Annotated in this window: 20 protein-coding genes; 3 read left to right on the forward strand and 17 right to left on the reverse strand. The window is 62.3% G+C overall.

What is annotated here, in order from left to right:
- Positions 1-297: 297 nt before the first annotated feature.
- From AAAX35_RS08835 to AAAX35_RS08875, 9 genes are all read right to left on the reverse strand, one after another.
- Positions 298-687, reverse strand: coding sequence for a metal-dependent transcriptional regulator (locus AAAX35_RS08835; protein ID WP_343000608.1), 390 nt, complete (start codon positions 685-687; stop codon positions 298-300).
- Positions 688-894: 207 nt separating this feature from the next.
- Positions 895-1,665: a Cof-type HAD-IIB family hydrolase gene (locus AAAX35_RS08840; protein WP_148332817.1), complete on the reverse strand. Its 771-nt coding sequence runs from the start codon at positions 1,663-1,665 to the stop codon at positions 895-897.
- A gap of 6 nt (positions 1,666-1,671) precedes the next feature.
- Positions 1,672-3,531 carry an ABC-F family ATP-binding cassette domain-containing protein gene (locus AAAX35_RS08845; protein WP_349117360.1) on the reverse strand — a complete coding sequence of 620 codons (1,860 nt, stop codon included), beginning with the start codon at positions 3,529-3,531 and terminating at the stop codon, positions 1,672-1,674.
- A gap of 163 nt (positions 3,532-3,694) precedes the next feature.
- Entirely contained in the window at positions 3,695-4,567 is an 873-nt protein-coding gene (gene pstB, locus AAAX35_RS08850) for a phosphate ABC transporter ATP-binding protein PstB (RefSeq protein ID WP_349117361.1), read from the reverse strand.
- A complete protein-coding gene (pstA, locus tag AAAX35_RS08855) occupies positions 4,564-5,490 on the reverse strand; it encodes a phosphate ABC transporter permease PstA (RefSeq protein ID WP_349117362.1) in 927 nt (308 codons plus the stop codon). The genes pstB and pstA overlap by 4 nt, the downstream gene beginning before the upstream one ends.
- The gene (gene pstC, locus AAAX35_RS08860) at positions 5,483-6,391 is read right to left on the reverse strand and encodes a phosphate ABC transporter permease subunit PstC (protein WP_349117363.1); all 909 of its coding nucleotides are present in this window, start codon (positions 6,389-6,391) and stop codon (positions 5,483-5,485) included. The genes pstA and pstC overlap by 8 nt, the downstream gene beginning before the upstream one ends.
- Before the next feature lie 24 nt (positions 6,392-6,415).
- Positions 6,416-7,354 carry a phosphate ABC transporter substrate-binding protein gene (locus AAAX35_RS08865; RefSeq protein WP_260700045.1) on the reverse strand — a complete coding sequence of 313 codons (939 nt, stop codon included), beginning with the start codon at positions 7,352-7,354 and terminating at the stop codon, positions 6,416-6,418.
- 389 nt (positions 7,355-7,743) lie between these two features.
- Positions 7,744-9,180, reverse strand: coding sequence for a M20 family metallopeptidase (locus AAAX35_RS08870; protein ID WP_349117364.1), 1,437 nt, complete (start codon positions 9,178-9,180; stop codon positions 7,744-7,746).
- Positions 9,181-9,235: 55 nt separating this feature from the next.
- The gene (locus AAAX35_RS08875) at positions 9,236-9,898 is read right to left on the reverse strand and encodes an HAD hydrolase-like protein (protein WP_229058921.1); all 663 of its coding nucleotides are present in this window, start codon (positions 9,896-9,898) and stop codon (positions 9,236-9,238) included.
- Between the two features lie 156 nt (positions 9,899-10,054).
- Here AAAX35_RS08875 and AAAX35_RS08880 point away from each other — a divergent pair, with 156 nt between their 5' ends.
- Entirely contained in the window at positions 10,055-10,915 is an 861-nt protein-coding gene (locus AAAX35_RS08880; RefSeq protein ID WP_349117365.1) for a DegV family protein, read from the forward strand.
- A gap of 93 nt (positions 10,916-11,008) precedes the next feature.
- On the opposite strand, the gene AAAX35_RS08885 is transcribed toward AAAX35_RS08880, so the two are convergent.
- The 5 genes from AAAX35_RS08885 to AAAX35_RS08905 form a co-directional block, all read right to left on the reverse strand.
- Positions 11,009-11,317, reverse strand: coding sequence for a type II toxin-antitoxin system YafQ family toxin (locus AAAX35_RS08885; protein WP_006235420.1), 309 nt, complete (start codon positions 11,315-11,317; stop codon positions 11,009-11,011).
- 2 nt (positions 11,318-11,319) lie between these two features.
- On the reverse strand, positions 11,320-11,619 hold the full coding sequence (locus AAAX35_RS08890) for a type II toxin-antitoxin system RelB/DinJ family antitoxin (RefSeq protein ID WP_040359362.1): 300 nt from the start codon (positions 11,617-11,619) through the stop codon (positions 11,320-11,322).
- Positions 11,620-11,733: 114 nt separating this feature from the next.
- Positions 11,734-12,492, reverse strand: a complete 759-nt coding sequence (locus AAAX35_RS08895; RefSeq protein ID WP_349117366.1) for a TIGR00730 family Rossman fold protein — start codon at positions 12,490-12,492, stop codon at positions 11,734-11,736.
- Positions 12,493-12,705: 213 nt separating this feature from the next.
- Positions 12,706-13,845, reverse strand: a complete 1,140-nt coding sequence (gene tgt / locus AAAX35_RS08900) for a tRNA guanosine(34) transglycosylase Tgt (RefSeq protein WP_349117367.1) — start codon at positions 13,843-13,845, stop codon at positions 12,706-12,708.
- Positions 13,846-14,277: 432 nt separating this feature from the next.
- Complete coding sequence (locus tag AAAX35_RS08905) at positions 14,278-15,078, reverse strand: SDR family oxidoreductase (protein WP_006235414.1); 801 nt, start codon at positions 15,076-15,078, stop codon at positions 14,278-14,280.
- 293 nt (positions 15,079-15,371) lie between these two features.
- Here AAAX35_RS08905 and AAAX35_RS08910 point away from each other — a divergent pair, with 293 nt between their 5' ends.
- Entirely contained in the window at positions 15,372-17,135 is a 1,764-nt protein-coding gene (locus AAAX35_RS08910; RefSeq protein WP_349117368.1) for a hypothetical protein, read from the forward strand.
- A 350-nt stretch (positions 17,136-17,485) separates the two neighbouring features.
- Here AAAX35_RS08910 and queA read toward each other — a convergent pair whose 3' ends face one another.
- The 3 genes from queA to AAAX35_RS08925 form a co-directional block, all read right to left on the reverse strand.
- Entirely contained in the window at positions 17,486-18,697 is a 1,212-nt protein-coding gene (gene queA / locus AAAX35_RS08915; protein WP_195361782.1) for a tRNA preQ1(34) S-adenosylmethionine ribosyltransferase-isomerase QueA, read from the reverse strand.
- Between the two features lie 70 nt (positions 18,698-18,767).
- A complete protein-coding gene (locus AAAX35_RS08920; protein WP_349117369.1) occupies positions 18,768-19,343 on the reverse strand; it encodes an epoxyqueuosine reductase QueH in 576 nt (191 codons plus the stop codon).
- Between the two features lie 10 nt (positions 19,344-19,353).
- Positions 19,354-19,920 carry a DUF3267 domain-containing protein gene (locus tag AAAX35_RS08925; RefSeq protein WP_349117370.1) on the reverse strand — a complete coding sequence of 189 codons (567 nt, stop codon included), beginning with the start codon at positions 19,918-19,920 and terminating at the stop codon, positions 19,354-19,356.
- A gap of 132 nt (positions 19,921-20,052) precedes the next feature.
- On the opposite strand from AAAX35_RS08925, the gene AAAX35_RS08930 reads away from it, so the two are divergent.
- Complete coding sequence (locus AAAX35_RS08930) at positions 20,053-22,203, forward strand: class I tRNA ligase family protein (protein WP_349117371.1); 2,151 nt, start codon at positions 20,053-20,055, stop codon at positions 22,201-22,203.

Below are 22,203 nucleotides of genomic sequence, written 5' to 3' on the forward strand. Positions count from 1 at the left end.
AACGAGGGCAGCCCTGTGGGCGCCAGCGGAATGTGGGGTCACCGCGCGGTCCGCATCTGATGGTGTCGACGTCAATGGTATACGGGTGCACCATCGACGTCTTCAATACAGAAAATATCAGTGCGGAATGTTTTCAAAACCAAGCCCGGCCCCGGCCTGCGGTAACGTTGCTGGCGGTTCTTGGGCATCGCTTGCTGGTGGGGTTCCTTGTCTGAGTTGGACTTAGTTGGTGGGACCACTCGTCTCGGTCGCTGTCCCGCGCCGTTCCGGCGCGGGAGGCGCGCCGCTGCGGGAGTGCTAGTCGGTCATTATTGGCGCCGAAGCACCGTCCCGTCCCAGCATCGCCCTCAGCTTCTCGAAGCTCTCCTCGCTCAGGCAGTGCTCCATGTGGCAGCCCTCTTGCGACGCCACCTCGGCCGATACGCCTGCATCCTCCAAAAGCCCCACGAAAAAGCAGTGGCGCTCCCACATTTGGCGCGCGACCTCCAGACCGCGCTCTGTCAGATGAACATCTCGTTTGCCCATTTCGACATAGCCGTTGCTTTCCAGCGTCGCCATGGCCTTGGAAACGCTCGCCTTGGTTACGCCGAGGTACTCCGCAACGTCGATCGAGCGCACGATGCCCTGACGTTCCGACAGAACGTAGATCGATTCGAGATAGTCTTCTCCGGATTCACGTAGGGCCATGGGCCGCCTTTCGCGATGATTGCTAGTTAGCCTTTGGATACTTTTCACAGCTTACTTTACCGCAAAAGTTGCCCATGTCTTACTACTTTGCCTAAAAGTTAGCCGTGTTTCACAAAACGTGCGGGACGAAAACAAAATGGGGACGCCCCGCAAGGAGTGTCCCCAGGTGCCGGCAGATAAGGAACGTCCCCAAGTGCCGAGCCGCAGCTATAACAGTCCAAAGTACTTCGCGGCGTTGTAGATGCCGTCGTCGTCCACGGCAGTCGTCACATAGGTCGCCGCGGCCTTCACGGTATCCTGCGCGTTGCCCATGGCCACACTTGTGCCCACGGCCGAGAACATCGACAGGTCGTTCTCGCCGTCGCCAAAGGCAATCGCTTCACTCGCGTCGATGCCCAGGCGCTCCAGCGTCGCCGCCACACCCAGGTCCTTGCCGCCGTTGGCCGGAATAATGTCGCAGAACAGGTCGCACCAGCGCGTGGTGAGCGAATGCGACACGGCATCGGTCACGATGTGCTCGTCAACTGGGTCAACAAAGGCACAGAACTGATAGACCGGCGCGTCAAAGGCATGCTCAAACGGCTCCTCGTGGTAGACGATTCCCGCGTTGCTGCCAGCCGTCACCACGCGCTCGGACAGGCGGTTCACAAACGAGTTCTCGCCCTGCATGCACAGTGAGTCGTAGCGCCCCTGCGCCACCTGGTCCACAATCACCGCAACGTCGTCCGGATCGATCGGGCAGCTGCGGTAAACCCCCTCGGAATCAAAACAGTGCTGGCCCGAAAGCGTAATGTACGCATCCCAACCCAAGTCGAACAGCCAATCCGGCATCTGGTAGGTCGGGCGACCCGTGGCGATTACGCACGCAATCCCCTGTTCGTGAAAGCTATCGAGCACCCGCTGCGCCGACGCCGGAATCCGATGGGTCTTAAAGCTCAGCAACGTGCCGTCGATATCGAAAAACGCAGCCTTAATCATCCTCGCCTACTCCTCGCCCTCGAGCTTCTCGCTCGCCTCGAGCCACGCCATCTCCAACTCGTCCATGGCGGCGTGGGCCTCGTCGATCTTTGCCTGCTGCTCGCCCAGCGCCGTGTAATTGGTGGGGTCGACCTGGGTCATCGCGGCCTCGGCCTCCTCCACGCGTGCGCGCTGCGTCTCCATTTTGCGCTCGAGCGAGCTCACCTCGCGGCGGAGCTTCTGGCGTTCGGCGTTGGAAAGGCCGTTGGGCTGACCGCTCGACTTGGGTTTTTCGGCCGCAGCCGCCGCAGCACCGGTGTCGAACGTGCCGGTCTTGGCACTCGGCGCACCCACGGGTTCACCCTCGGCGGTGGCATTGCACATACGCAGGTACTGGTCAACGCCACCGGGCATATGCGTCAGGTGGCCGTCGAGCAGCGCCCACTGCTGGTCGGTCACGCGCTCCATCAAGAAGCGGTCGTGCGTCACCAGGATCAGCGTGCCGGGCCAGCCGTCAAGCAGGTCCTCGACAATCGCGAGCATGTCGGTATCCAGGTCGTTGCCGGGCTCGTCCAGGATAAGCACGTTGGGCTCGTCCAGGATCGTCAGCAACAGCGACAGGCGACGGCGCTGGCCGCCCGAAAGATCGCCGATGCGGCTCCAGAGCTGCTGCGTCGTAAAGCCCAGACGCTCGCAGAGCTTCTCGGGCGAAGTCTCCTTGCCGTCGATGACGTAGTACTTCTTATAGTTGCCGAGCACCTCGCGGATCGTGTCGCCCATGTAGGGTTCGAGCTCCTCGAGCTGCTGCGACAGCACGCCAAAGCGCACTGTCTGGCCAATCTTCACGCGGCCGCGCGTGGGTTCAATCTTGCCCTGGATCACGTCGAGCAGCGTCGACTTGCCGGCACCGTTCTCGCCCAGCAGACCATAGCGGTCGCCCGCACCAATGAGCCAGGTCACGTCAGAGAGCACCTGCTTGGGCGCGCCATCGGTATCCGCATAGCCGGCGTCCACGTCGACCACATCGATAACCTGCTTGCCCAGGCGGCTCACGGCGAGGCGCTTGAGCTCCAGCTCGTCACGCACGGGCGGCACGTCGGCGATCAGCTCGCGAGCGGCATCAACGCGAAACTTGGGCTTGGTGGAACGCGCCTGGGCGCCGCGGCTCAGCCACGCGAGCTCCTTGCGCGCCATGTTGCGACGGCGTTCCTCGGTAACCGCGGCCATGCGGTCGCGCTCCACGCGCTGCAGGATATATGCGGAGTAGCCGCCCTCGAAGGGATCGACCTGGCCGTCGTGGACCTCCCACATGCTGGTGCAGACCTCGTCCAAGAACCAGCGATCGTGCGTGACCACGAGCATGGCGCCCTGACCGCGCTGCCAGCGAGCCTTAAGATGGCGTGCAAGCCAGTTGATGGTGCGCATGTCCAGATGGTTAGTGGGCTCGTCGAGCATGAGCACGTCGTAGTCGCCGATCAACAGGCGCGCGAGGTCCACGCGGCGGCGCTGGCCACCCGAAAGCTCGCCCACCGTGCCCTCCCAGGGCACATCGCTAATGAGACCGGCGAGGATCTGGCGCGTGCGGGGGCTCGACGCCCACTCATACTCGGGCGTGTCGCCCACGACGGCATGGTGCACGGTGTCGGTGTCGACAAGCTGGTCCTTTTGGCCGAGCAGGCCGATCGTGGTGCCGCGACGATGCGTCACGCGGCCGTCGTCGGGCTCCAGCGTGCCGGCGAGCACGCTCAGCAGCGTCGACTTGCCGTCGCCGTTTTTACCGACAATACCAATACGGTCGCCCTCGCCCACGCCGAGCGTCACGCTATCGAAAATATGCTTGGTGGGAAACTCTAGGCTGACGGAATCGCATCCCAAAAGAATCGCCATATGCCCTGCTCCTTCGTAGAAATTCAACGTTGTCCATAATAGCAGCGAAAAGGCGGGCCGCACACGACACAAAAAGGCGGGCCATCTCCCAAAAGAGATGACCCGCCTCTCCAATCAGTCCCGTGGCAACCGTGGCCGCCGCGGGCCTCAAGCATGTCCCGGACTAGGAGAACATGCCGGTGAGGTAATCATTCAGCCGCTTATCCTTGGGCCGTTGGAAAATCTCGTCGGTCTCGTCGTACTCGACCATATCGCCCATGTAGAAGAACGCCGTGCGGTTGGACACACGCGACGCCTGCTCCATGTTGTGCGTCACGATGACGATGGCGCGGTCGGCAACGATCGATGACATCAGGTCCTCGATCGCCAGCGTCGAGATGGGGTCGAGCGCCGAGCAGGGCTCGTCGAACAAGATCACGTCGGGGTTGAGCGCCAGCGTGCGCGCGATGCACAGGCGCTGCTGCTGACCGCCCGAAAGCGCATAGGCGCTCTTGTCGAGCTTGTCCTTGACCTCGTCCCACAGTGCCGCGCCGCGCAGGCTCTCCTCGACCATGCGGTCGAGTTCGTCGCGGTCGGTGATGCCGTGGCGCCTAGGCGCAAACGTGATGTTGTCGCGAATGGACTTGCGAAACGGGTTGGGCTGCTGGAACACCATGCCAATGGAGCGACGCAACTCGTAGGTGTTCTCGGTCTTGGTGTTCACGTTGCGCCCGCGATAGTTGATCTCGCCCTCCACGCGGCAGCCGCGAATCTCGCGATTCATAAGGTTGAGGCTACGCAAGAAGGTCGACTTACCGCAGCCCGAAGGCCCGATGAGCGCCGTGATCTCGCCCTTGTGAAAGTCGAGCGACGTGTCGTGCAGGGCATGGTGGTCGCCATAGTACACGTTGACGTCCTTGGTGGAGAGCACGACCTCGTCGCTCACGGCCTTGCCGCTCACGCGCACGCGCTTCTCGCTCTCCCCCACACTCGATAGAAAGTCCTGGGTGTCGGACGCGGCCGCTTCGGTTGCGGGCGTTGCATTTATCTCGCTCATTCGGCCGTCATCTTCCTTGCCAGTTGCTTGCCCACAATGCGGGCGATTACGTTAAACAGCAGCACGCAAATCATCAGCAGCGCCGCGGTGCCCCAGACGATCTGCTGGGCCTCGGGGCTGCCTTCGCCATAGATCTTGTAGATGTGCACGGCGAGCGACTCGCCGGGGCGGAACACGTTCCAGGCGCAGGTGGGGCTCGACAGGTTAAAGCTCAAGAAGTTCAGGCGAACCGGCGAGCTCATACCCGAGGTAAAAAGCAGTGCTGCGGCCTCGCCAAACACGCGACCGGCCGAAAGCACGATGCCCGTCACGATGGCAGGCATGGCCTCGGGGATCAGGATGTGCAGCGTGGCCTCCCAGCGAGTGAGGCCCATGGCCAGGCACGCATCGCGCTGGGCCTGCGGCACGTCCTCGAGCGCCTGCTGGATCACGCGCACCAGAATGGGGATATTGAACATGGTGAGCGCGATGGCGCCGGAGATGATGGAGTACTTCCAGCCCAGCTGCACCGAGAACACCAGAAAACCGAACATGCCGACGACGATGGAAGGCAGCGAGGACAACGTCTCGATGGCGGTGGAGGCGATGTCGCGGATGGGTCCGTCCGGCGCATACTCAACCAAAAAGACCGCTCCGCCCAGGCTGATGGGCACCGAGATGATCAGAGTGATCAGCAGCAGGTAGAACGAGTCGAACAGCTGGTAGAGCACGCCGCCCTGCGTTCCGTTGGCGCGCGACGGCTCTGTGAGAAAGCCCGGCTGGAACAGCGTCGAGATGCCCTCGAACAAGATATAGGCCACCATGGAGATGACGATGAGCATGACGATGGCGACGATCGCCGTCAGCACGCCCGTGGCGATGCGATCCTGCTTTTGGACACGCCCGAGCCTCGCCTCGTCGATGTGGATGCGCGTGCTAGCCACGAGCCTTCGCCCCCTTGCGGCCAATGAGATGGATGATCAGGATGAAGATGAGGCTCATGCCCATCAGCAGCAGACCGAGTGCCCACAGGACGTCGTCCTGGGCCGAGCCCTCGGCGTAGACCGCCATGGACGTGGTGAGCGTGGTGGTGATGGTGGACGCCGGCGACAGCAGCGACGTCGGCATGGCCTCGATGCCGCCGATAACCATGCGCACGGCGAGCGTCTCGCCAAAGGCGCGGGTCATACCCAGGATGACCGCAGTCATGAGCGACGGCATGGCAGACTTGAGCACCACGTGCCAGATGGTCTGCCAGCGGGTGTAGCCCAGCGCGAGCGAGCCCTGACGGTAGCTGTCGGGCACGGCACGCAGGCCATCGACCGAAAGCGTGGTCATCGTCGGCAGGATCATGACGGCCAGCACGATGGCGCCGGGCAAGATGCCCAGACCCGTGCTCACATGGAAAACGCTCTTCATAAGGCCGACGACCACGTGAAAACCGATCAGGCCAAAGACGACCGAGGGGATGCCGGTCAAAAGCTCAATGAGCGGCTGAAAGATCTTAGAGCCAAACTTAGGGCTAATCTCGACCGCAAAGATGGCAGAGCCGATGGCGATGGGCAGCGCGATAAGCGTGGAGAGCACCATGACCGCAAACGAGGTGACGATCAGGGGCAGGGCGCCGGTATAGGGCAGGCCGTTTTCGGCTGTGTTGGCCAGGTCCCACTTGGTGCCGGTGAAAAACTCGACGACCGAGACGCCGTCCTTGACAAAAGCCGAGAGGCCCTTTTGGGCGACCATAAAGATGAGCGCGGCAACGACAAGCGTCACGAGCGCTACGCACGCGCCCGTGACGCCCAGGCCCACGTTCTCAAGGTCGCGCTTTGGCAGCTGTTTTGCCATTGCAAACCTTTCCGGGGCGATTACTTATTTAGCAGAGACCTTGCCGCTGGCGTCCTTGACGACCTTCATGGCAGAGACGGGGATGAAGCCCTGCTCCTCGACGAGCTTGCCCTGGACGTCGTCGGAAAGCATGAACTCCAGGAAGGCCTTGGTGGCCTCGTCGGCGTCCTTGGAGCAGTACATGTGCTCGGTAGCCCAGATCTTGAAGGAGTCATCAGTGACATTCTTGCTCTTGGGCTCGACGCCCTCGACCTTGATGGCGTTGAACTTGGAGTCATCGAAGTGCGAGAAGTCGAGGTAGGAGATGGCGTTATCGGTGCTGCCCATCTGAGTCTGGACGTCGCCGGACTTGTCGAGCTCGGCGTCGCCCTTAAAGTCGACGGCCTCGTCGCCAAAGACGGCGGCCTCGAAGGTGGCGCGGGTGCCGGAGCCGGCCTTGCGGTTGAGGACGACGATGGTGGCGTCGTCGCCGCCGACCTCCTTCCAGTTGGTGATCTGGCCAGAGAAGATGCCCTTGAGCTGCTCGAGGGACAGGTCGTCGACCGTCACGTTCTTGGAGACGACGGGACCCATGCCCACGACGGCAACCTCGTGGTCGACGAGGTTCTTGACCTGGTCGGCCTCGAGCTTGGTCTCGGCGAAGACGTCGGAGTTGCCGATGGTGACGGTGCCGGCGGCAACAGCGGTCAGGCCCTTGCCCGAACCGTTACCCGAGCCGGAGACGGAGACGTCCGGGTTGGCATCCATGAACTTCTCGGCAGCGGCCTCGACGAGAGCCTGGAACGAGGAGGCGCCGTCGTAGGTCACCTCGCCGGAGACGGACTCGGCAGCAGCGGCGCTACCCTTGTCGGCGGCGTCGGATGCGCCGGAGCCGCCGCAACCAACGAGACCGAGACCGACGATGCTGGCAAGACCACCAGCGAGGCCGAGGAACTGACGACGAGAATAAGCCTGATCGAGCATGATCTTCCTTTCATACATGCGACTCGCGGGCACCCCGCCCGCTTTGCTGTTTGGAAAGATACGGCCCCGATCGGGCGACGACCGCCTTATCTGCGGTTTCTTACGGGCTATTGATAGACCCTTACCGCAAGCTCTGCCCAGCCTTTACAAACGGATAACAATCCAGCGCCGAACATGGCGCACCTTTTACACCAAAGGAACGTCCCCAATGACTACCCCACCGCAACAGAAAAAGCCCGGGCCGAAGCACCGGGCTCGTAATGCAAGTTTGTATCCAAGCAGGATATAGGGGTTTCCCAGGTGCCCGAGATTGCCCCGAAAGAGGAGCGCCGCGTACTTTGGTACGCAAGCGACGGTTTGAGGGGCAAGGTCGGGTGCCTGGGGAAGCCCTACAGCTCAAGTTCGTTGAGGCGCAGGATCGCCACGATATAAATCTTGAGCGCCTGTTTAAGCTGTTCCTCGTTGGCGCACTCGTTGGGGCCGTGCATCTGGCCGCCCCATGCGGGCAGCTCCAGGCCGGTCTCCTCGGGGCCAAACGATACGGCGCGGGCAAAGTTGCGCGCGTACGTGCCGCCGCCCATGGCAAAGGGCTCAGCATGCTTGCCCGTAAACTCGTTATAGGTATCAATAAGCGCCTTCACGGCCGGATCGTCGGCAGACACCGAGAACGGCACCTTAGCGCGACCCAGCTGACACGTCACGCCAAAACGGCCCACGAGCGGGTCGAGCTGCTCGCGGATGGTATCGGCACTCGTGCTGTCGGGGAAGCGCACGTCGATGACCTGCTCAATATGGCCATCCGCCACGCGGATGACGCCAGCGTTGCAGGTAAGCGGGCCAAACGCCGGACTCGTCGCATCGATACCCAGGCCGCGGCCATAGGCATCCGCATGCACAAAGGCCAGGAACTTGACGAACTCGTGCTCGGCAGGCGTCAGCAGGCGCTCGCCGCGGGCACCAAACGCGTCCTCGGCCTCGCGCAGATACGACACGATCAGGCCGACGGCATTGATCGTCCCCTCGGGCATCGAGGCGTGACCGCCAATACCGTGGGCGAAAATCTGCGCGTGCCCGTTATCGAGCGCCGTAATCTCCAAGCGGTCGGCGTTCTCGACCGGCGCCGGCAGCTCATCGGCGGCAATCGCGAGCTCGCAGATGGACTGCGACGGAATGGCATTGCTCGCCTCGGCGCCGCTCCACGACACGATGCGCCCGCCGTCGATCTTGGGACTCACGAACGTCGCCCCAAACTGGCCCTTCTCGGCATTGCAGACCGGGAACTCAGCATCGGGCGTAAACAAAAAGTCGGGGTCTGCGTGGTTCTCCAGATAATGGTGAACGTCGGACATGCCCACTTCCTCATCGCAGCCCAGCAGCGCGCGGAAGGTGTAGCGCGGAACAATGCCGTGCTTGAGCAGGTACGCGCCGGCATAAAGCGACAGCACTGCCGGGCCCTTGTCGTCGATCACGCCGCGACCGAGCAACCAGCCCTCGCGACGCTCCATCGCGAACGGATCGGTGTTCCAGCCAGGGCCGGCGGGAACCACGTCCACGTGGCAGATAGTCGCGAGCTGCTTGTCGCCGCGGCCCGGGATATCGGCGATTCCCACATAGCCCTCGTCGTCGCTCGTCTGATAGCCGAGCTTCTGCGCGATGCCGAGCGCGCAATCGAGCGCGTCACGGACCGGGCGGCCAAACGGCGCGCCGGGCTCCGCATCGGCAGAAACTGCCACGGAAGGATAACTCACCAGCTGCTCGATATCAGCGACGACATCCTCCCAGACCTCGTCGACATACTCAGCGACGCTCTGCTCCACCTGATTCATGGACGACCTCCTTACCAATGAGCGACGGGTACGCCCGCCCCTCACATTATGTCTATTAGATAGCGAAAAGTTTAGCAAGCTCGGCCACCGAGTGCACCACCGCATCGGCGCCCGCGGCCTCGTGCTCCCCCGGCGCTGCCGCGCCCGAATAGATGCCGATGCACGGCACGCCCATCGCGTGTGCGCCCTCCACATCGTTAAAGCGATCGCCGATCATCACGGCATCGTCGGCCGTCGCGCCGAGCGCCGCCAGGGCATCGCGAACCGAATCGGCCTTGGTCTCGCGCCCCTGCGGCGGATTCATGCCAACCACCGCCTCAAACTGCGAAAGCCCCAGCTCGCCCACCATGTCAATGCACTTTGCCTCCATGCGTGACGTCGCCACGACCAAGCGATGCCCCTGCGCGACAAGGCCATCGAGCAGCTCGGGGATTCCATCGAACACGGGATACTCTTCCGGTCCCAGCTCATCAAAAAAGGCACGGTACTCGTCAGCCACCACAAGCGACTCCTCGCGGGAGAAGCCATAAAAGTCGTGAAAGCTCTTCCACAGGGGCGGCCCGATCATGCGGCGCAGGTCACCCATCTGCGCCTCCGAAAACCCGCGCGCGGCCAACGTCTTGCGCGTCGAGCTCATCACCGCCCGGCCCGTATCGGCCACCGTGCCGTCAAAATCGAACAGCACAACCGGCCGCCTGTATATCTCCAACGCCTCCATCGGCATTCCTCTTCCCCAGTTGATGATTTCCACACCGACACTTCAAACTGTTGACTATTCAACAATTGAACCTAGAAATGTGGAACGACTCCACTATACTTGTCGCACTTTGCTCTCAGAAGGCGGCGCGCAAGCGCCCCAATGAAAGGTGCAATTATGTCTTTTGCCATCATAACCGACTCCACGTCGGACATCTCCCCCGCCCGTGCTCAAGAGCTTGGCATTTACGTCATTCCACTGCATGTGATTATCGAGGACGAGGACCTGCTCGACCAGGTACAGATCACCGCCGAGGAGTACGTCGCCCGCATGGCCGGCTCCGAGCAGCTGCCGCACACCTCGCAGCCGAGTGCCGGCGAGTTCAAGGCACTCTTTGACCGCGTGCGTGCTGACGGCCACGACAGCGCGATCTTTATCTCGCTGTGCAGCGAATGGTCCGCCTGCTATTCCAACGCATGCCTGGTCGCCGAGACCCACGAGCTCGACGTGCGCTGCATCGATTCGCGCACCGGCTCGGGTGCCGAGGGCCTGCTGGTGGAGTACGCGCTCGCCATGCGCGAGGACGGCCGCAGCCTGGACGAGACCGAGGCACAGATCCGCGCGACCCTGCCCGACGCGCACCTGCTGCTGATTCCCCGCACGCTCGAGAACCTCGTTAAGAACGGCCGCGCGCCCAAGCTCGCCGGCCAGCTCACGCAGATGCTCAATATTCGCCTGGCCGTTTCGCCGGAGTGGCAGTCGGGCGAGATCAAGGCCATCAAGAAGGGCCGCGGCGCCAAGCGCATCGTCGCCAACACCATGGCAGACTGCCTCGCGTTTTTGGCCGAGCATCCGGGCTCCAGCGTGCGCGTGCTCACGACCGGTGCCGCCGAGGAGCAGGAGCTTGTCGACGAGGCACTCGCAGGCCAGGACTACGTAGACGCCGGCACCGGCCCCATCGGCTGCACCATCGCCACCCATGTAGGCGTCGACGCCATCGCCATCAGCTACTGCCCCCGCTACCAGCCAACTCGCTAGGGACGCCCACATCAGTTATGGTGAAATGGGGACTGTTTTTGGCTTATTAGCCGCCAATCAATCCCCATTCCACCGCAACTTAGAAATCAGCGATCAGCCCAGCGGACCCTGAAACAACTCCTGATGAGCGCCCATTCTTACCAGCCTAATCACTGGGTTAGTCTTATGGGGAAGATAAAGAACGACCACATCGACCAAGCCATCGGATAGATGGAAATCGATGTGGCCGTTGTAGTTTCCGCCCGGGTTTGAAAGCTCATGGGCGCCATATTCCGCGGGAAGCGAGCCGTGAGCTGCAAGCTCTGCGACCGCCGCCTTAAACTCGGTTTTTAGCTGCGGATGGATGCGCATCGTCCGTTTATAATCCGCCTTAAACTGAGCCTCGACTTTAATCTCAAACATCGCTAGTCCTCATCGAGGAATGATATAAGCTCATCAGCGTTGTTGAATGACGGGCTATCGTCCGGCAAAACCCCCAACTCATGGGCCTCGGCGATCACCATGGCACGCCTCGTCGCCTCGTTGGGCACCTCCGCCCTTCCTACAATCTCAAAAGGAATCTTTCGCTGATTTACCAGCTGCCGAACGGCAAGATTGAGATAGGAATTGAGGCTGAGGCCGACCGAATCCAAGAACTCAGTCGCCTGCTCCTTGAGCCCCTCTTCGATGCGAACCGTCGTAGGCTTAACTGTTGCTGTAGACATTTGCGACCTCCTCGCTCTCGTCTTTTGCATCAGTATACCCAATATAAACGGCAAACTGACGTTAGATAGCATCAGATTGCCATACATATTCATGTCGCGGCGGGCACGATTGCTCTACATCAACCCGCTGAGCGCAATGTCGACGGACTCGTTGAGGTCATCGGTAATGTGTACCAGATCCGGATCGAGCGGGCTGATCATACCGGCGCTCATCACCGGGCCGTTGAGCCAGTCGAACAGGCCCTGCCAGTACTCGCTGCCCACCAGCACGAGCGGCATGCGTTTGACCTTGTGCGTCTGCACCAGCGTGAGCACCTCGAACATCTCGTCGAGCGTGCCAAAGCCGCCGGGAAACACGATGGCGCCCGAGCTGTACTTAACGAACATGGTTTTGCGCACAAAGAAGTAGCGGAAGTCCATACCGAGGTTTACGTATTTGTTGAGCCCCTGCTCGTGCGGCAATTCAATGCCCAGGCCAACTGACTTGCCATTGACACTCGCCGCTCCCCTGTTGGCCGCTTCCATGATGCCAGGGCCGCCACCGGTGATGACCGCCACGCCACGTTGCGCGATCTTGCGCCCGACGGTACGCGCCGCTTTGTAGAGCGGATCGGTCTTGGGCGTGCGGGCGCTACCGAAGATGGTCACCGCGGGCCCGAGCTCGGCAAGCGCGCCAAAGCCGTCGACAAACTCAGCCTGAATGCGCAGTACGCGCCACGGATCGGCATGCAACCAGTCGGTCGACTCCTCGGGCGCCAGCAGGTTGGCGTAGGTGTTGTCCTTGGGAATCATGGGACCGCGCATGACCACAGGACCGCGTCGGTACGTCTCGTCGTAGGCCGGCTCGCCCTCGACGTTCTCATTCTTAATCATGGGTACTCCTATCGAGAAAAAGAAAAGCGGGCGGGGTCGACGCCATGCGCCAAACACCCGCCCGAACATCAACTATTCGGTATGGTACCCACGTTGCATCAAGCGCTTGCAAGGCATCGGTCAGCGGTCGCGCAGCCGGCGTCAGCGAATGTGACGAGCGGCTGCCGCTCAACCTTTGCCGTTGCCCACGCTCTGCAAGCGTGCCTGTCGCCCTTAGTAATCCACCGCAGCAGGACTGTTCATCCAGTCGCTCACGAATGCACCGTAACGGCCCTCGATAATGGCCTGGCGGGCACGCTGCATAAGGTTGAGCAGGTAGTAGATGTTGTGCATCGACAGCAGAATGCCGCCGAGCATCTCCTTCTGCGTGACCATGTGGCGGATGAGCGCGCGGCTGTAGCCGCCCGTGCACACCGGGCAGGTGCAGGTGGGATCGATGGGGCCGTCGTCGTGCGCAAAACGCGCGTTGCGGAAGTTGAGGCGACCCTCGCTGGAGAACGCCGTGCCCATGCGGCCGGTGCGCGTCGGCAGCACGCAGTCGAACATGTCGATGCCCACGCCCACACCGCGCACGAGGGTGGTGGGGTTGCCGACGCCCATCAGGTAGCGTGGCTTGTGCTTGGGCATGTACTCGCTTACGAGCGGTGCCAGGGTCTCGAACATGGTCTCGTGGTCCTCGCCCACCGAGTAGCCGCCGATGCCGTAACCGGGGAAGTCGCCGCACTCCTCCAAATGGCGCAGCGAGCGCAGGCGCAGATCTAGGTGCATGCCGCCCTGAACAATGCCAAAGAGCGCCTGGTCGTCGCGGGTATGCGCCTTATAGCAGCGCTCGGCCCACATACTCGACAGCTCAACGGCGCGCTCAACGTAGGCGCGCGTGGCGGGATAGCCCGGGCACTGGTCCAGCTGCATGCAGATGTCGGAGCCGAGTTTCATGGCGATTTCCATGTTGTCCTCGGGCGTCCAGAACACGTGGCGGCCGTCGTAATCGTTGACAATTAAGCGCACGCCCTCATCGGTGAGCTTGACCGCGTCGTTGTGGCTGAACACCTGGAAACCGCCCGAGTCGGTGAGGATGGGGCCGTGCCAGTTCATAAACTTGTGCAGGCCGCCCAGCTCGGCGATGGTATCCTCGCCGGGACGCATGGACAGGTGATAGGTATTGGCAAGCACGATCTGGGCGCCGAGCTGCTTGACGGTCTCGGTAGGAATACCCTTGACGTTTGCCTTGGTGCCCACGGGCATAAAGATTGGCGTCTCGATGTCGCCGTGCGGGGTGTGCAGCACGCCGGCACGTGCATGCGTCGTCGGGTCCTCGGCGATCAGGTCGAATTTAAAAAGGCTCTGGTCCATAAACTGGAACTCCTTGGTTGCGGTTCATACGCAAACCATTATACGGGCAACCCGCAAAGAGCACCGACTCGACAGAAACTGGTGCATTAAACGACCAGTCGTTGGGGACGTTCTTAAACGACTAGTCGTCGGGGACAATCTTCAGCGCCATCTTGCAAAGGAATGTCCCAATCTGCCGACACTTAGGGACTGTCCCCAAGTGCCGGCAAGAGCGTCCCTTTCGACTAGTCATTTAAGAACGTCCCCAACGACTACTCCAGCAACACCGATGTTTTGGCAACGTCAGCGAGCGCTCGCCAGAGCGAACAAATTGGCATGAAAAGAGGGCGGCATAGACCTTCTGGTCATGCCACCCTCTTTGAATGACAAGTTGTCGCCCTGGTGACCGCGCAGCGTCGAGCCGTTACGCGGTTTGGTAAAACCGCGTAACCCCTAAGGCCGCTGGCCCATGCCACCCTCGAGGGTGACGGTCTCGCCGTTCATGTACTTAAAGTCGGGACCGCAGAGCTGAACGACAACGCGGCCGATTTCCTTCTCGACGTCGCCGTAGTGACCCGCCGGCGGCATGTGGACGTTGGCCTTGAACGCCTCGGGATAAGCATCCTGGAAGTTCTCGAGCGCAGCGGTCCAAGCAAGCGGGCAAACGATATTGACGTTGATGCCGTCCTTGCCCCACTCGTTGGCGGCAACGCGAGTCAGGCCGCGGATGCCCTCCTTGGCGGCAGCATAGCTGCACTGGCCATAGTTGCCAAACAGGCCGGCGCCCGAAGCGAAGTTGACCACGGAGCCCTTGGTCTCCTTCAGGTGCGGATAGGCCTTCTGCATGTACAGATAGGTAGCATACAGACCGGAGTAAATGGCCAGGTTAAACTGATCCATGGTGTGATCGGCGATGGTCACACCCGAGGCGCTAGCCTGAGCATTGTTAACGACGGCGTCGATGCGGCCGAACTCCTCAATGGCCTTGTCGATGACGTTCTGGACGACGGCCTCGTTGTCCTGACCAGCCGAGACATCGGCCTGAACAGGCAGAACCTTGACGCCGTACTCGGCCTCGAGGGATTCCTTGGCAGCCTCGAGCTTGGCAACGTTGCGGCCGGTGATGACGAGGTTCGCGCCCTCCTTGGCAAATGCGATATCGATGCCGTAGCCGATGGAACCAGCGGAGCCGTCCTTGAGCGTGGCCTTGCCGCCGCCGGTAACGATCACGGTCTTACCAGTGAAAAGTCCCATACAAAGTCCTTTCAAATCGCGACGGGCCCACCCGCCGACTGCGCGCATCCAACTTCACGCGCCAAAAGCTGAAATGCAACTTTAGCGGGTTCAAGTGAAAAATAAAGACCGCAGCAGGCGAACGGCACAACGTCATTCGGCGAAGGGAATGTCAAGCACGAACTGGAAAAGAGGCCGAATTTTTGTCAGCCAAACGAGCCATCGAACACGTTTTGAAACTTTGCTGCGGCGCGCGGGAAGTCGGCGCGAGACTTTATCATAGGGTGACAAACAACGATGAGGAGCACATGCCTATGACAGACGAGCTGGACCCCCAGACTCAAGAGCATATTGATGATCCCGCAGACGTCACCACAGATACTGACGCTGTGACCTGCGATGGTACCGACGTCGACGGCCCCATCTTGGACGAAAGCGCTACGGCGGAAACCCCCGAATCAGAAAACGTCGATGAGCAAAACGACGATGCGCCCGCTCAGGACGACGCCCCCGTACAGGACGACGCCCCGCAAGCAGCGGGCCCCATCGAGGTGTCTTCGGAAGAAGAGCTCGATGCCGTCATGGACTCCATGATGGATGCTGTCAAAGCGATGAAAGACGCCGTCGCCGATGCCGATATTGATGCCGAGGAAGAGGAGGCCGCCGAGGCGGCCTCGACCTTTGTGCCCGGCGAGACTCCGGTTGCCGACCAGGGCAGCACCATGCCATCGTTTCTGCAGCTCGAGCACCCCACGATCGGCGCCGATGCGGTCGATCCGCACGCAGCAGGCTTTTCTGTGGTCGAGGGCGGTACCGGCAATATCGCCGCGCCGCAGGCTGCCGATGCGGACGCTGCCGACACCGCTCGCCCGACCGCCCCGCAATCCCCCGCCGCGAGCCGCGATCTGGGGACCGCTGTCTCGAACACTGCGAACGCCGTGGGCACCTTTATCGCCCAGGGTGCCTCGGCCATGCGCGAGATGAACGCCGCGAAAAAGGCACTTGCCGATGCCCGCGCCCACCTGGCCGAACTTGAGCAACGCATTGCCGATCAGGCCGAGGAACTCGAGACGCGCCAGGATATCGCAGGCCGCTACGACCAGATCGTCGCCGACCAGCGCCAGGCGATCGCCACGGCGCAAAAGACCGCTGCGGCAGCCGAAATCGATCGCGATGTCCATGCTTCCAAAGTAGCAGAGCTCAAGGGTCAGCTCGAACAAATGAAGACAGAGGATGACGCGACCGAGCTCCGCCTGAAGGCCGCGCTCGATGCCGTGGAGGCCCGCGAGGCGAGCTCGCGCGAGACCGGCAACCGCCTCGTTCGCCGTCTTGAGGATTCCAAGCGCATCCGCGACAAGGTGCAGGCCGAGCGAGACGCCGGCATTGCCGCCGCACAACAAACCGTCGATGCCACGCGCGCCCAGCTCGAGACACTGCGTCATGAGTATGCCGAGCTGCAACACAATCCCTCGGCAAATCCCGCCAACTATACGGTGCGCACCAGCGAGCTCTCGATGCAGATCTCCGACACGGCAGATGCCCTGCGTAAAGCCGAAGAAGATATCCCGCGTATCACCGCCGACCTTGAACACTCGCTTGCCGCAGCCGAGCAGGCCGTCGAACAGGCGCAGGCCCCCATTGCCGAAGCCAAACGCGCGCACCAAGCCGTGACGGCAGAGGCCGATGCCGCGCTCGACGAGCTGCAGACCGCAAAAACCGCCGCTGCAACGCGCCAGCGCGAACTGCGCGAGAAGATCGCCGCCGAGGACAAGGCACGCCGCGACCAAGAGCAGAGCATCGCCAACGCCCAAGCAGATGCCGCACATGCACAGTCGATCATCGAGCAGGCGACCGAGGTACATGACCATCCAGAGATCACTGAGTCGCTTGCAGGGTCCTTGGCCCGAGACAAAGCCGAACACGCCGAGACCGAGCGCGAAGTCGCCCAGCTCGAGGCCACCGAGGACGCGGTGCGCGAGCGTACCCGCGACTCACGCATCAAATTCACCGGCGCCATCGTCTGCATCGTCGCCGCAATCCTGGCGATCATCCTAGTCTGGCTGTTCGCGAGCAAGTAGTCATTTAAGAACGTCCCCAATGACTACAAGGAGTGTCCCAAACTGCCGGCAGAAAAGGAACGTCCCTAACTGCCGCATCCGGAGCAAGACAACGCCGCAGGTAGAGGACGGACAGCGAGCGGGCCGCATTTGAGACAAGGTGACGTGAAACGAAAGGGCGCTGACCTTCTGGTCGCGCCCTTGAAGTTGAACGTCAGATTGTCCAAATGCGGCCCGCGCAGCGTCGCCCGGTCCGCCGTTCGGCAGAACGGCGGAATCTTCCTGGTCATGCCGCCGAAGTTGAAAGGCAGATTGCCGCTCTGGCGGGTTTGCAGCGTCGACCGGTTACGGCGTTTGTAAAACGCCGTAACCTACTGAATGAGCATTGCGTCGCCAAAGCTGAAGAAGCGGTAGCGCTCCTCGATGGCGGCGGCGTAGGCATCCATGATCTGGTCGCGGGAGGCAAGCGCGCTTACGAGCATCATGAGCGTGGAGCGCGGCACGTGGAAGTTCGTGATCAGCGCGTCAACCACGTGATAGGTCGAGCCGGGCATGAGGTAGAGCTGCGTCGTCGCATTCTCGCGCACCACGATGTCACCGCGGCCGAGCGTGTCGGCCCCGTCCTCGCGGCCCTCAAAATAGCGCGCCGTCACAGCCGGATCGGACACCGGCGCATCCGCGTCAAACGCGCTCTCGAGCGAGCGCACTGCGGTAGTGCCGACGGCGATCACACGATGGCCCTCGGCCTTCGCCTTATGCACAGCGTCGACAACCTCCTGCGACACGTGGTAGCGCTCGGTGTGCATCACGTGCTGTGTAGGGTCGTCCTCCTCCACCAGACGGAAGGTATCGATACCCACCTCGAGCTCGACGGCGGCAAACTTCGCACCCTTGGCCTCGATAGCGGCCATGAGCTCGGGAGTAAAGTGAAGACCCGCCGTAGGAGCGGCAGCCGAGTGCTCCTCCTTCATGGCGTAGACGGTCTGGTACTTCTCGGGATCGCCCTCGTAATCGGTAATGTAGGGCGGCAGCGGCACGTGGCCGGCAGCGTGGATGGCCTCGTCGAGCGTGCGCGGGTCGCCGGCGGCATTGCAACCGGCCGGCTCAAAGCGCACCAGACGGCCACCGCGGCTATCGGTAACAAAGTCGACGACCTCGGCCGTCAGCACCACGGGCGCGCCCTCGGGCGCATGGGCGCCGCCCGCACGATACTCAATCTGAGCACCGGGCTTCAGGCGCTTACCCGGCTTGACCAGGCACTCCCAAACGTGACCCAGCGGATCCACATCCTCGCGGCGCTTGAGCAGCAGCGTCTCGACCACGCCGCCCGAGCCGGCCTTGCGACCGATCAGGCGGGCCGGCATCACGCGCGTCTTGTTGATGACGAGCACGTCGCCCGGCTCGATATAGTCGATGATGTCGCGGAAGATGCGGTGCTCAACGGTACCGCCGTGCTCCAACGGCGTTCCCGCCCGGGAGCCCTTGCGATCCACCACCAACAGGCGGCAGGAGTCGCGCGGCTCGGCAGGAGCCTGTGCAATCAGTTCCTCAGGAAGGTTATAGTCAAAATCATCGGTACGCATAGACACGTCGGATACTCCTTATATAGCTAAAGTCCGCTCTACATCCTAGCAGGCTGACGTCCCAAGTGAACTACTTTTTGGCGGCTTTGCGCTCGTCGCGGATGCGGGCGCGGTCCATGGCCGCCTCGACGGCCGAGAATCGGCAGCCGCAGTAGTTCTGCCGATACATGCCCAGCTCGCGCGAACGGCGTGTCGCCTCGGGGTAATACGGGCGAAAATCGCGAATCACCGGGGTGAGCCCATGTGCCGCCGCCAAGCGCTCAAGCACGTCATTGCAGGTATCGAACAGCTGGTACGGCGAGACGGCGAGCGTCGTGCCCACAAACTCAAACCCGCGCTCCTGGGCCACGCGGCACGCCTCGGCCAAGCGCAAGGCATAGCACGCGCGACAGCGACGAGGCCGATCGGCGCCCAGCGGTGCCACGCCGGCCTCCCAGCGCTTCCGGTCCTCCCCCGCCTCGATAAGCTCGATGTCGCCATCGGCACACCACCGGCGCAGCTCGTCCAAACGCCGCTGCCATTCATCGTGAGGCTGAATATTGGGGTTTGTCCAGCAGATTGTGGGCTCAAACCCTTCCTCGCGCAGCAGGCGGACCGGCTCAAGCGAGCACGGCGCACAGCACGCATGCAGCAACAACGGCTTCATCGACATCTCCTCACCCAAAAAAGCGCACGCCGAAGGACGTGTCCTCGCAGGCAACAATGCGGCGGTCGCGCAAGATGGTCCGCACGTAATACCAGTCGCCCACACAGCCCGACAAATGCAAGCCGGCCGCCAGGTAGCACAGCAGCGGATGGCCCGAAAACGCAAACCCCAGGGCAAGCGTTGTCGTCACAACAACCGTCGGTGCCAGGCAAACCGCCACGTACCGCCGGCGAGAATACACAACGCCTTCGGCGCAGGCATAGATCATCGCTTTCTCGCGATTCGCCCCAAAGGTCACCTTCGCGCCCGCAGGCGCCAGCAGCTTAAAAAACACACCGTGCACCAGCTCGTGCACGGCGAACGACGCCATTGAGATCGCAGCCAAGCCGACTATCCAGCCCACGACCGCCGTCCAACCGCCCGCGTCAGCCGCATCCAGGTCCGCGGGTCCGCCCAGCAGCATAAACACCGGCACCAGGCACACGGCAAATGCGCCGAGCACGGCCATCCCCCACACAAAGCAGGCGTGCAGAAAATCCTCGTCCTCAAACGCATGTATGTTGGAAATCTCATTCATAGCATCTTAGGATAGCGCCCCTGCCACGTACCCGTCCGCATGTGCGATAATGTCGAACGATATGCACGAATTGACCACCGCGTCGCCAGGCCTTGCGCCCGGCCGCGCTCTCACCATATGCGAAGGAGTCCCATGGCATCCAAATACTCCATGAACGACCGTCCCAGCTGGCCTCGCCGCGCCATCGTTACCGCCGGCGAGCCCTACGGCAACAAGGGCCTTCACTTTGGCCACGTCGGTGGCGTCTTTGTCCCGGCCGACTTCTTCGCCCGCTTCCTGCGCGACCGTCTGGGCCGCGAGAACGTCATCTTCACCTCGGGCACCGACTGCTACGGCTCGCCCATCATGGAGAGCTACCGCAAGCTCAAGGAGAACGAGGGCTACGACAAGTCCATCGCCGAGTATGTCGAGTCCAATCACTCCCGCCAGGCCGCGACCCTCAACAACTACAACATCAGCTGCGATATCTACGGCGGCTCGGGCCTTGAGCCGGCTGCGCAGATTCACAACGAGGTGACCGCCGAGATTATCGAGCGTCTGCACGAACAGGGCACCATCTCCAAGCGCTCCACGCTGCAGTTCTACGACGCCAAGGCCGGCACGTTCCTCAACGGCCGCCAGGTGATCGGCCGCTGCCCCATCCAGGGCTGCAAGTCCGAGAAGGCTTATGCCGACGAGTGCGACCTGGGTCACCAGTTTGAGCCCGAGGAGCTCATCGCGCCCAAGAGCCAGCTCACCGGCGAGGTGCCCGAGCTGCGCCCGGTAGACAACCTCTACTTCGACCTGCCGGCCTACCTCGACTTTATGAAGACCTACACCGCCAAGCTCGCCCAGAACCCGCAGGTTCGTTCCGTGGTCTCCAAGACCATGGAGGAGTGGCTGCTGCCGGCACAGCTCTATATTCAGAACAAGTTCCGCGAGGCCTTCGACGCCGTCGAGGACCAGCTGCCCGAGCACACCGTGCTGGAGCCCGAGGGAAACAAGAGCAGCTTTACCGTCACCTTCCCCAGCTGGAAGGAGCGCGACGACGCCCATGCGGTGCTTGCCAACGGCGGCGTGCGCTTCCGCAGCGGCAAGGCGCTCGTGCCCTTCCGCATCACCGGCAACATCGACTGGGGCGTTCCGGTGCCCGAGGTCGATGGCGTCTCCGACGTCACCTGCTGGTGCTGGCCCGAGAGCCTGTGGGCGCCCATCAGCTATACGCGTACCGTGCTCGCGCGCGATGCCAAGGCCGCCGGCGTGACCGAGGGCGTCGCCGCCCAGGATGCCGCCCTCATGGGCGAGCCCGCTGCCGACTCCACGCAGGTGCCCGCGCCCACCTACCAGCACAGCTCGCTCGACTGGCGCGACTGGTGGTGCTCTGACGACGCTCAGATCTACCAGTTTATCGGTCAGGACAACATCTACTTCTACTGCATCGCGCAGACCGCCATGTGGGAGGCCCTAGGCTGGAACCTCACGCAGAGCACCGTCAGCGCCTGCTACCACCTGCTCTACATGGGCAAAAAGGCCAGCTCGTCCTCGCAGACTCCTCCCCCGCCGGCAGACGACCTACTCAACCACTACACCTGCGAGCAGATGCGCGCGCATTGGCTGTCGCTCGGCCTGTCCGAGAAGCCGGTGAGCTTTAGCCCCAAGGCATACGACACACGTGTGACCGGCAAGGACAAGGACGGCAACGAGGTACGCGCCTGCGACGACAAGCGCGTCATCGATCCGGCCCTTAAGGAGAGCGCGCTGTTGACCGGCGTGTTCAACCGCTTGGCCCGCAGCTGCTTCTACGGCGTCGCCGTCAAGGAGGGCGACGAGAGCCCCTGCCGCAACGGCTGCATCCCCGCTGGTGCCGCTTCTGACACCGTGGTCGAAGCCGCCCAGCAGGCAGCCCTTGCCTTTGAGCAGGCCATGTACAAGTTCGAGACGCACCGCGCGCTCGCCGTGTGCGACGACTACCTGCGCGCTGCCAACAAGCGCTGGAGCGATGCCTCCAAGGCCGCCAACAAGCTCGAGGGTAACGAGGCAAACGCCGCAATGACGCAGGCCCTCGTCGACGCCTTTACCGAGCTGCGCGTGGCGACCGTGCTCATGCACGGTATTGTGCCGGCCGGCTGCGAGCTCATCTGCGAATACTTCGACGTCGATCCGGTCGCCTTCTTTAGCTGGGATAACATCTTTGCCTCCACGGACGAGTTCGTGGAGAGCCTGGGTGAGAAGCCCGGCGAGCACCGCGTAAAGCCGCTGCCCCCGCGCTTCGACTTCTTTAGCAAGCACGAGAGCCAGTACTAA

Source organism: Collinsella sp. CLA-ER-H11 (assembly GCF_040092445.1).
Taxonomy (GTDB): Bacteria; Actinomycetota; Coriobacteriia; order Coriobacteriales; family Coriobacteriaceae; genus Collinsella.

Bases quoted from the DNA above. Each gene is read 5' to 3' on its own strand.
- AAAX35_RS08910 (WP_349117368.1), top strand. From the start codon at position 15,372: ATGACAGACGAGCTGGACCCCCAGACTCAAGAGCATATTGATGATCCC.
- AAAX35_RS08930 (WP_349117371.1), top strand. From the start codon at position 20,053: ATGGCATCCAAATACTCCATGAACGACCGTCCCAGCTGGCCTCGCCGC.
- pstB (WP_349117361.1), bottom strand. From the start codon at position 4,567: ATGAGCGAGATAAATGCAACGCCCGCAACCGAAGCGGCCGCGTCCGAC.
- pstC (WP_349117363.1), bottom strand. From the start codon at position 6,391: ATGGCAAAACAGCTGCCAAAGCGCGACCTTGAGAACGTGGGCCTGGGC.
- queA (WP_195361782.1), bottom strand. From the start codon at position 18,697: ATGCGTACCGATGATTTTGACTATAACCTTCCTGAGGAACTGATTGCA.
- AAAX35_RS08905 (WP_006235414.1), bottom strand. From the start codon at position 15,078: ATGGGACTTTTCACTGGTAAGACCGTGATCGTTACCGGCGGCGGCAAG.
- AAAX35_RS08925 (WP_349117370.1), bottom strand. From the start codon at position 19,920: ATGAATGAGATTTCCAACATACATGCGTTTGAGGACGAGGATTTTCTG.
- AAAX35_RS08890 (WP_040359362.1), bottom strand. From the start codon at position 11,619: ATGTCTACAGCAACAGTTAAGCCTACGACGGTTCGCATCGAAGAGGGG.
- AAAX35_RS08840 (WP_148332817.1), bottom strand. From the start codon at position 1,665: ATGATTAAGGCTGCGTTTTTCGATATCGACGGCACGTTGCTGAGCTTT.
- AAAX35_RS08895 (WP_349117366.1), bottom strand. From the start codon at position 12,492: ATGATTAAGAATGAGAACGTCGAGGGCGAGCCGGCCTACGACGAGACG.
- AAAX35_RS08880 (WP_349117365.1), top strand. From the start codon at position 10,055: ATGTCTTTTGCCATCATAACCGACTCCACGTCGGACATCTCCCCCGCC.
- AAAX35_RS08920 (WP_349117369.1), bottom strand. From the start codon at position 19,343: ATGAAGCCGTTGTTGCTGCATGCGTGCTGTGCGCCGTGCTCGCTTGAG.
- AAAX35_RS08870 (WP_349117364.1), bottom strand. From the start codon at position 9,180: ATGAATCAGGTGGAGCAGAGCGTCGCTGAGTATGTCGACGAGGTCTGG.
- AAAX35_RS08835 (WP_343000608.1), bottom strand. From the start codon at position 687: ATGGCCCTACGTGAATCCGGAGAAGACTATCTCGAATCGATCTACGTT.
- AAAX35_RS08885 (WP_006235420.1), bottom strand. From the start codon at position 11,317: ATGTTTGAGATTAAAGTCGAGGCTCAGTTTAAGGCGGATTATAAACGG.
- AAAX35_RS08845 (WP_349117360.1), bottom strand. From the start codon at position 3,531: ATGGCGATTCTTTTGGGATGCGATTCCGTCAGCCTAGAGTTTCCCACC.
- AAAX35_RS08875 (WP_229058921.1), bottom strand. From the start codon at position 9,898: ATGGAGGCGTTGGAGATATACAGGCGGCCGGTTGTGCTGTTCGATTTT.
- AAAX35_RS08865 (WP_260700045.1), bottom strand. From the start codon at position 7,354: ATGCTCGATCAGGCTTATTCTCGTCGTCAGTTCCTCGGCCTCGCTGGT.
- tgt (WP_349117367.1), bottom strand. From the start codon at position 13,845: ATGGACCAGAGCCTTTTTAAATTCGACCTGATCGCCGAGGACCCGACG.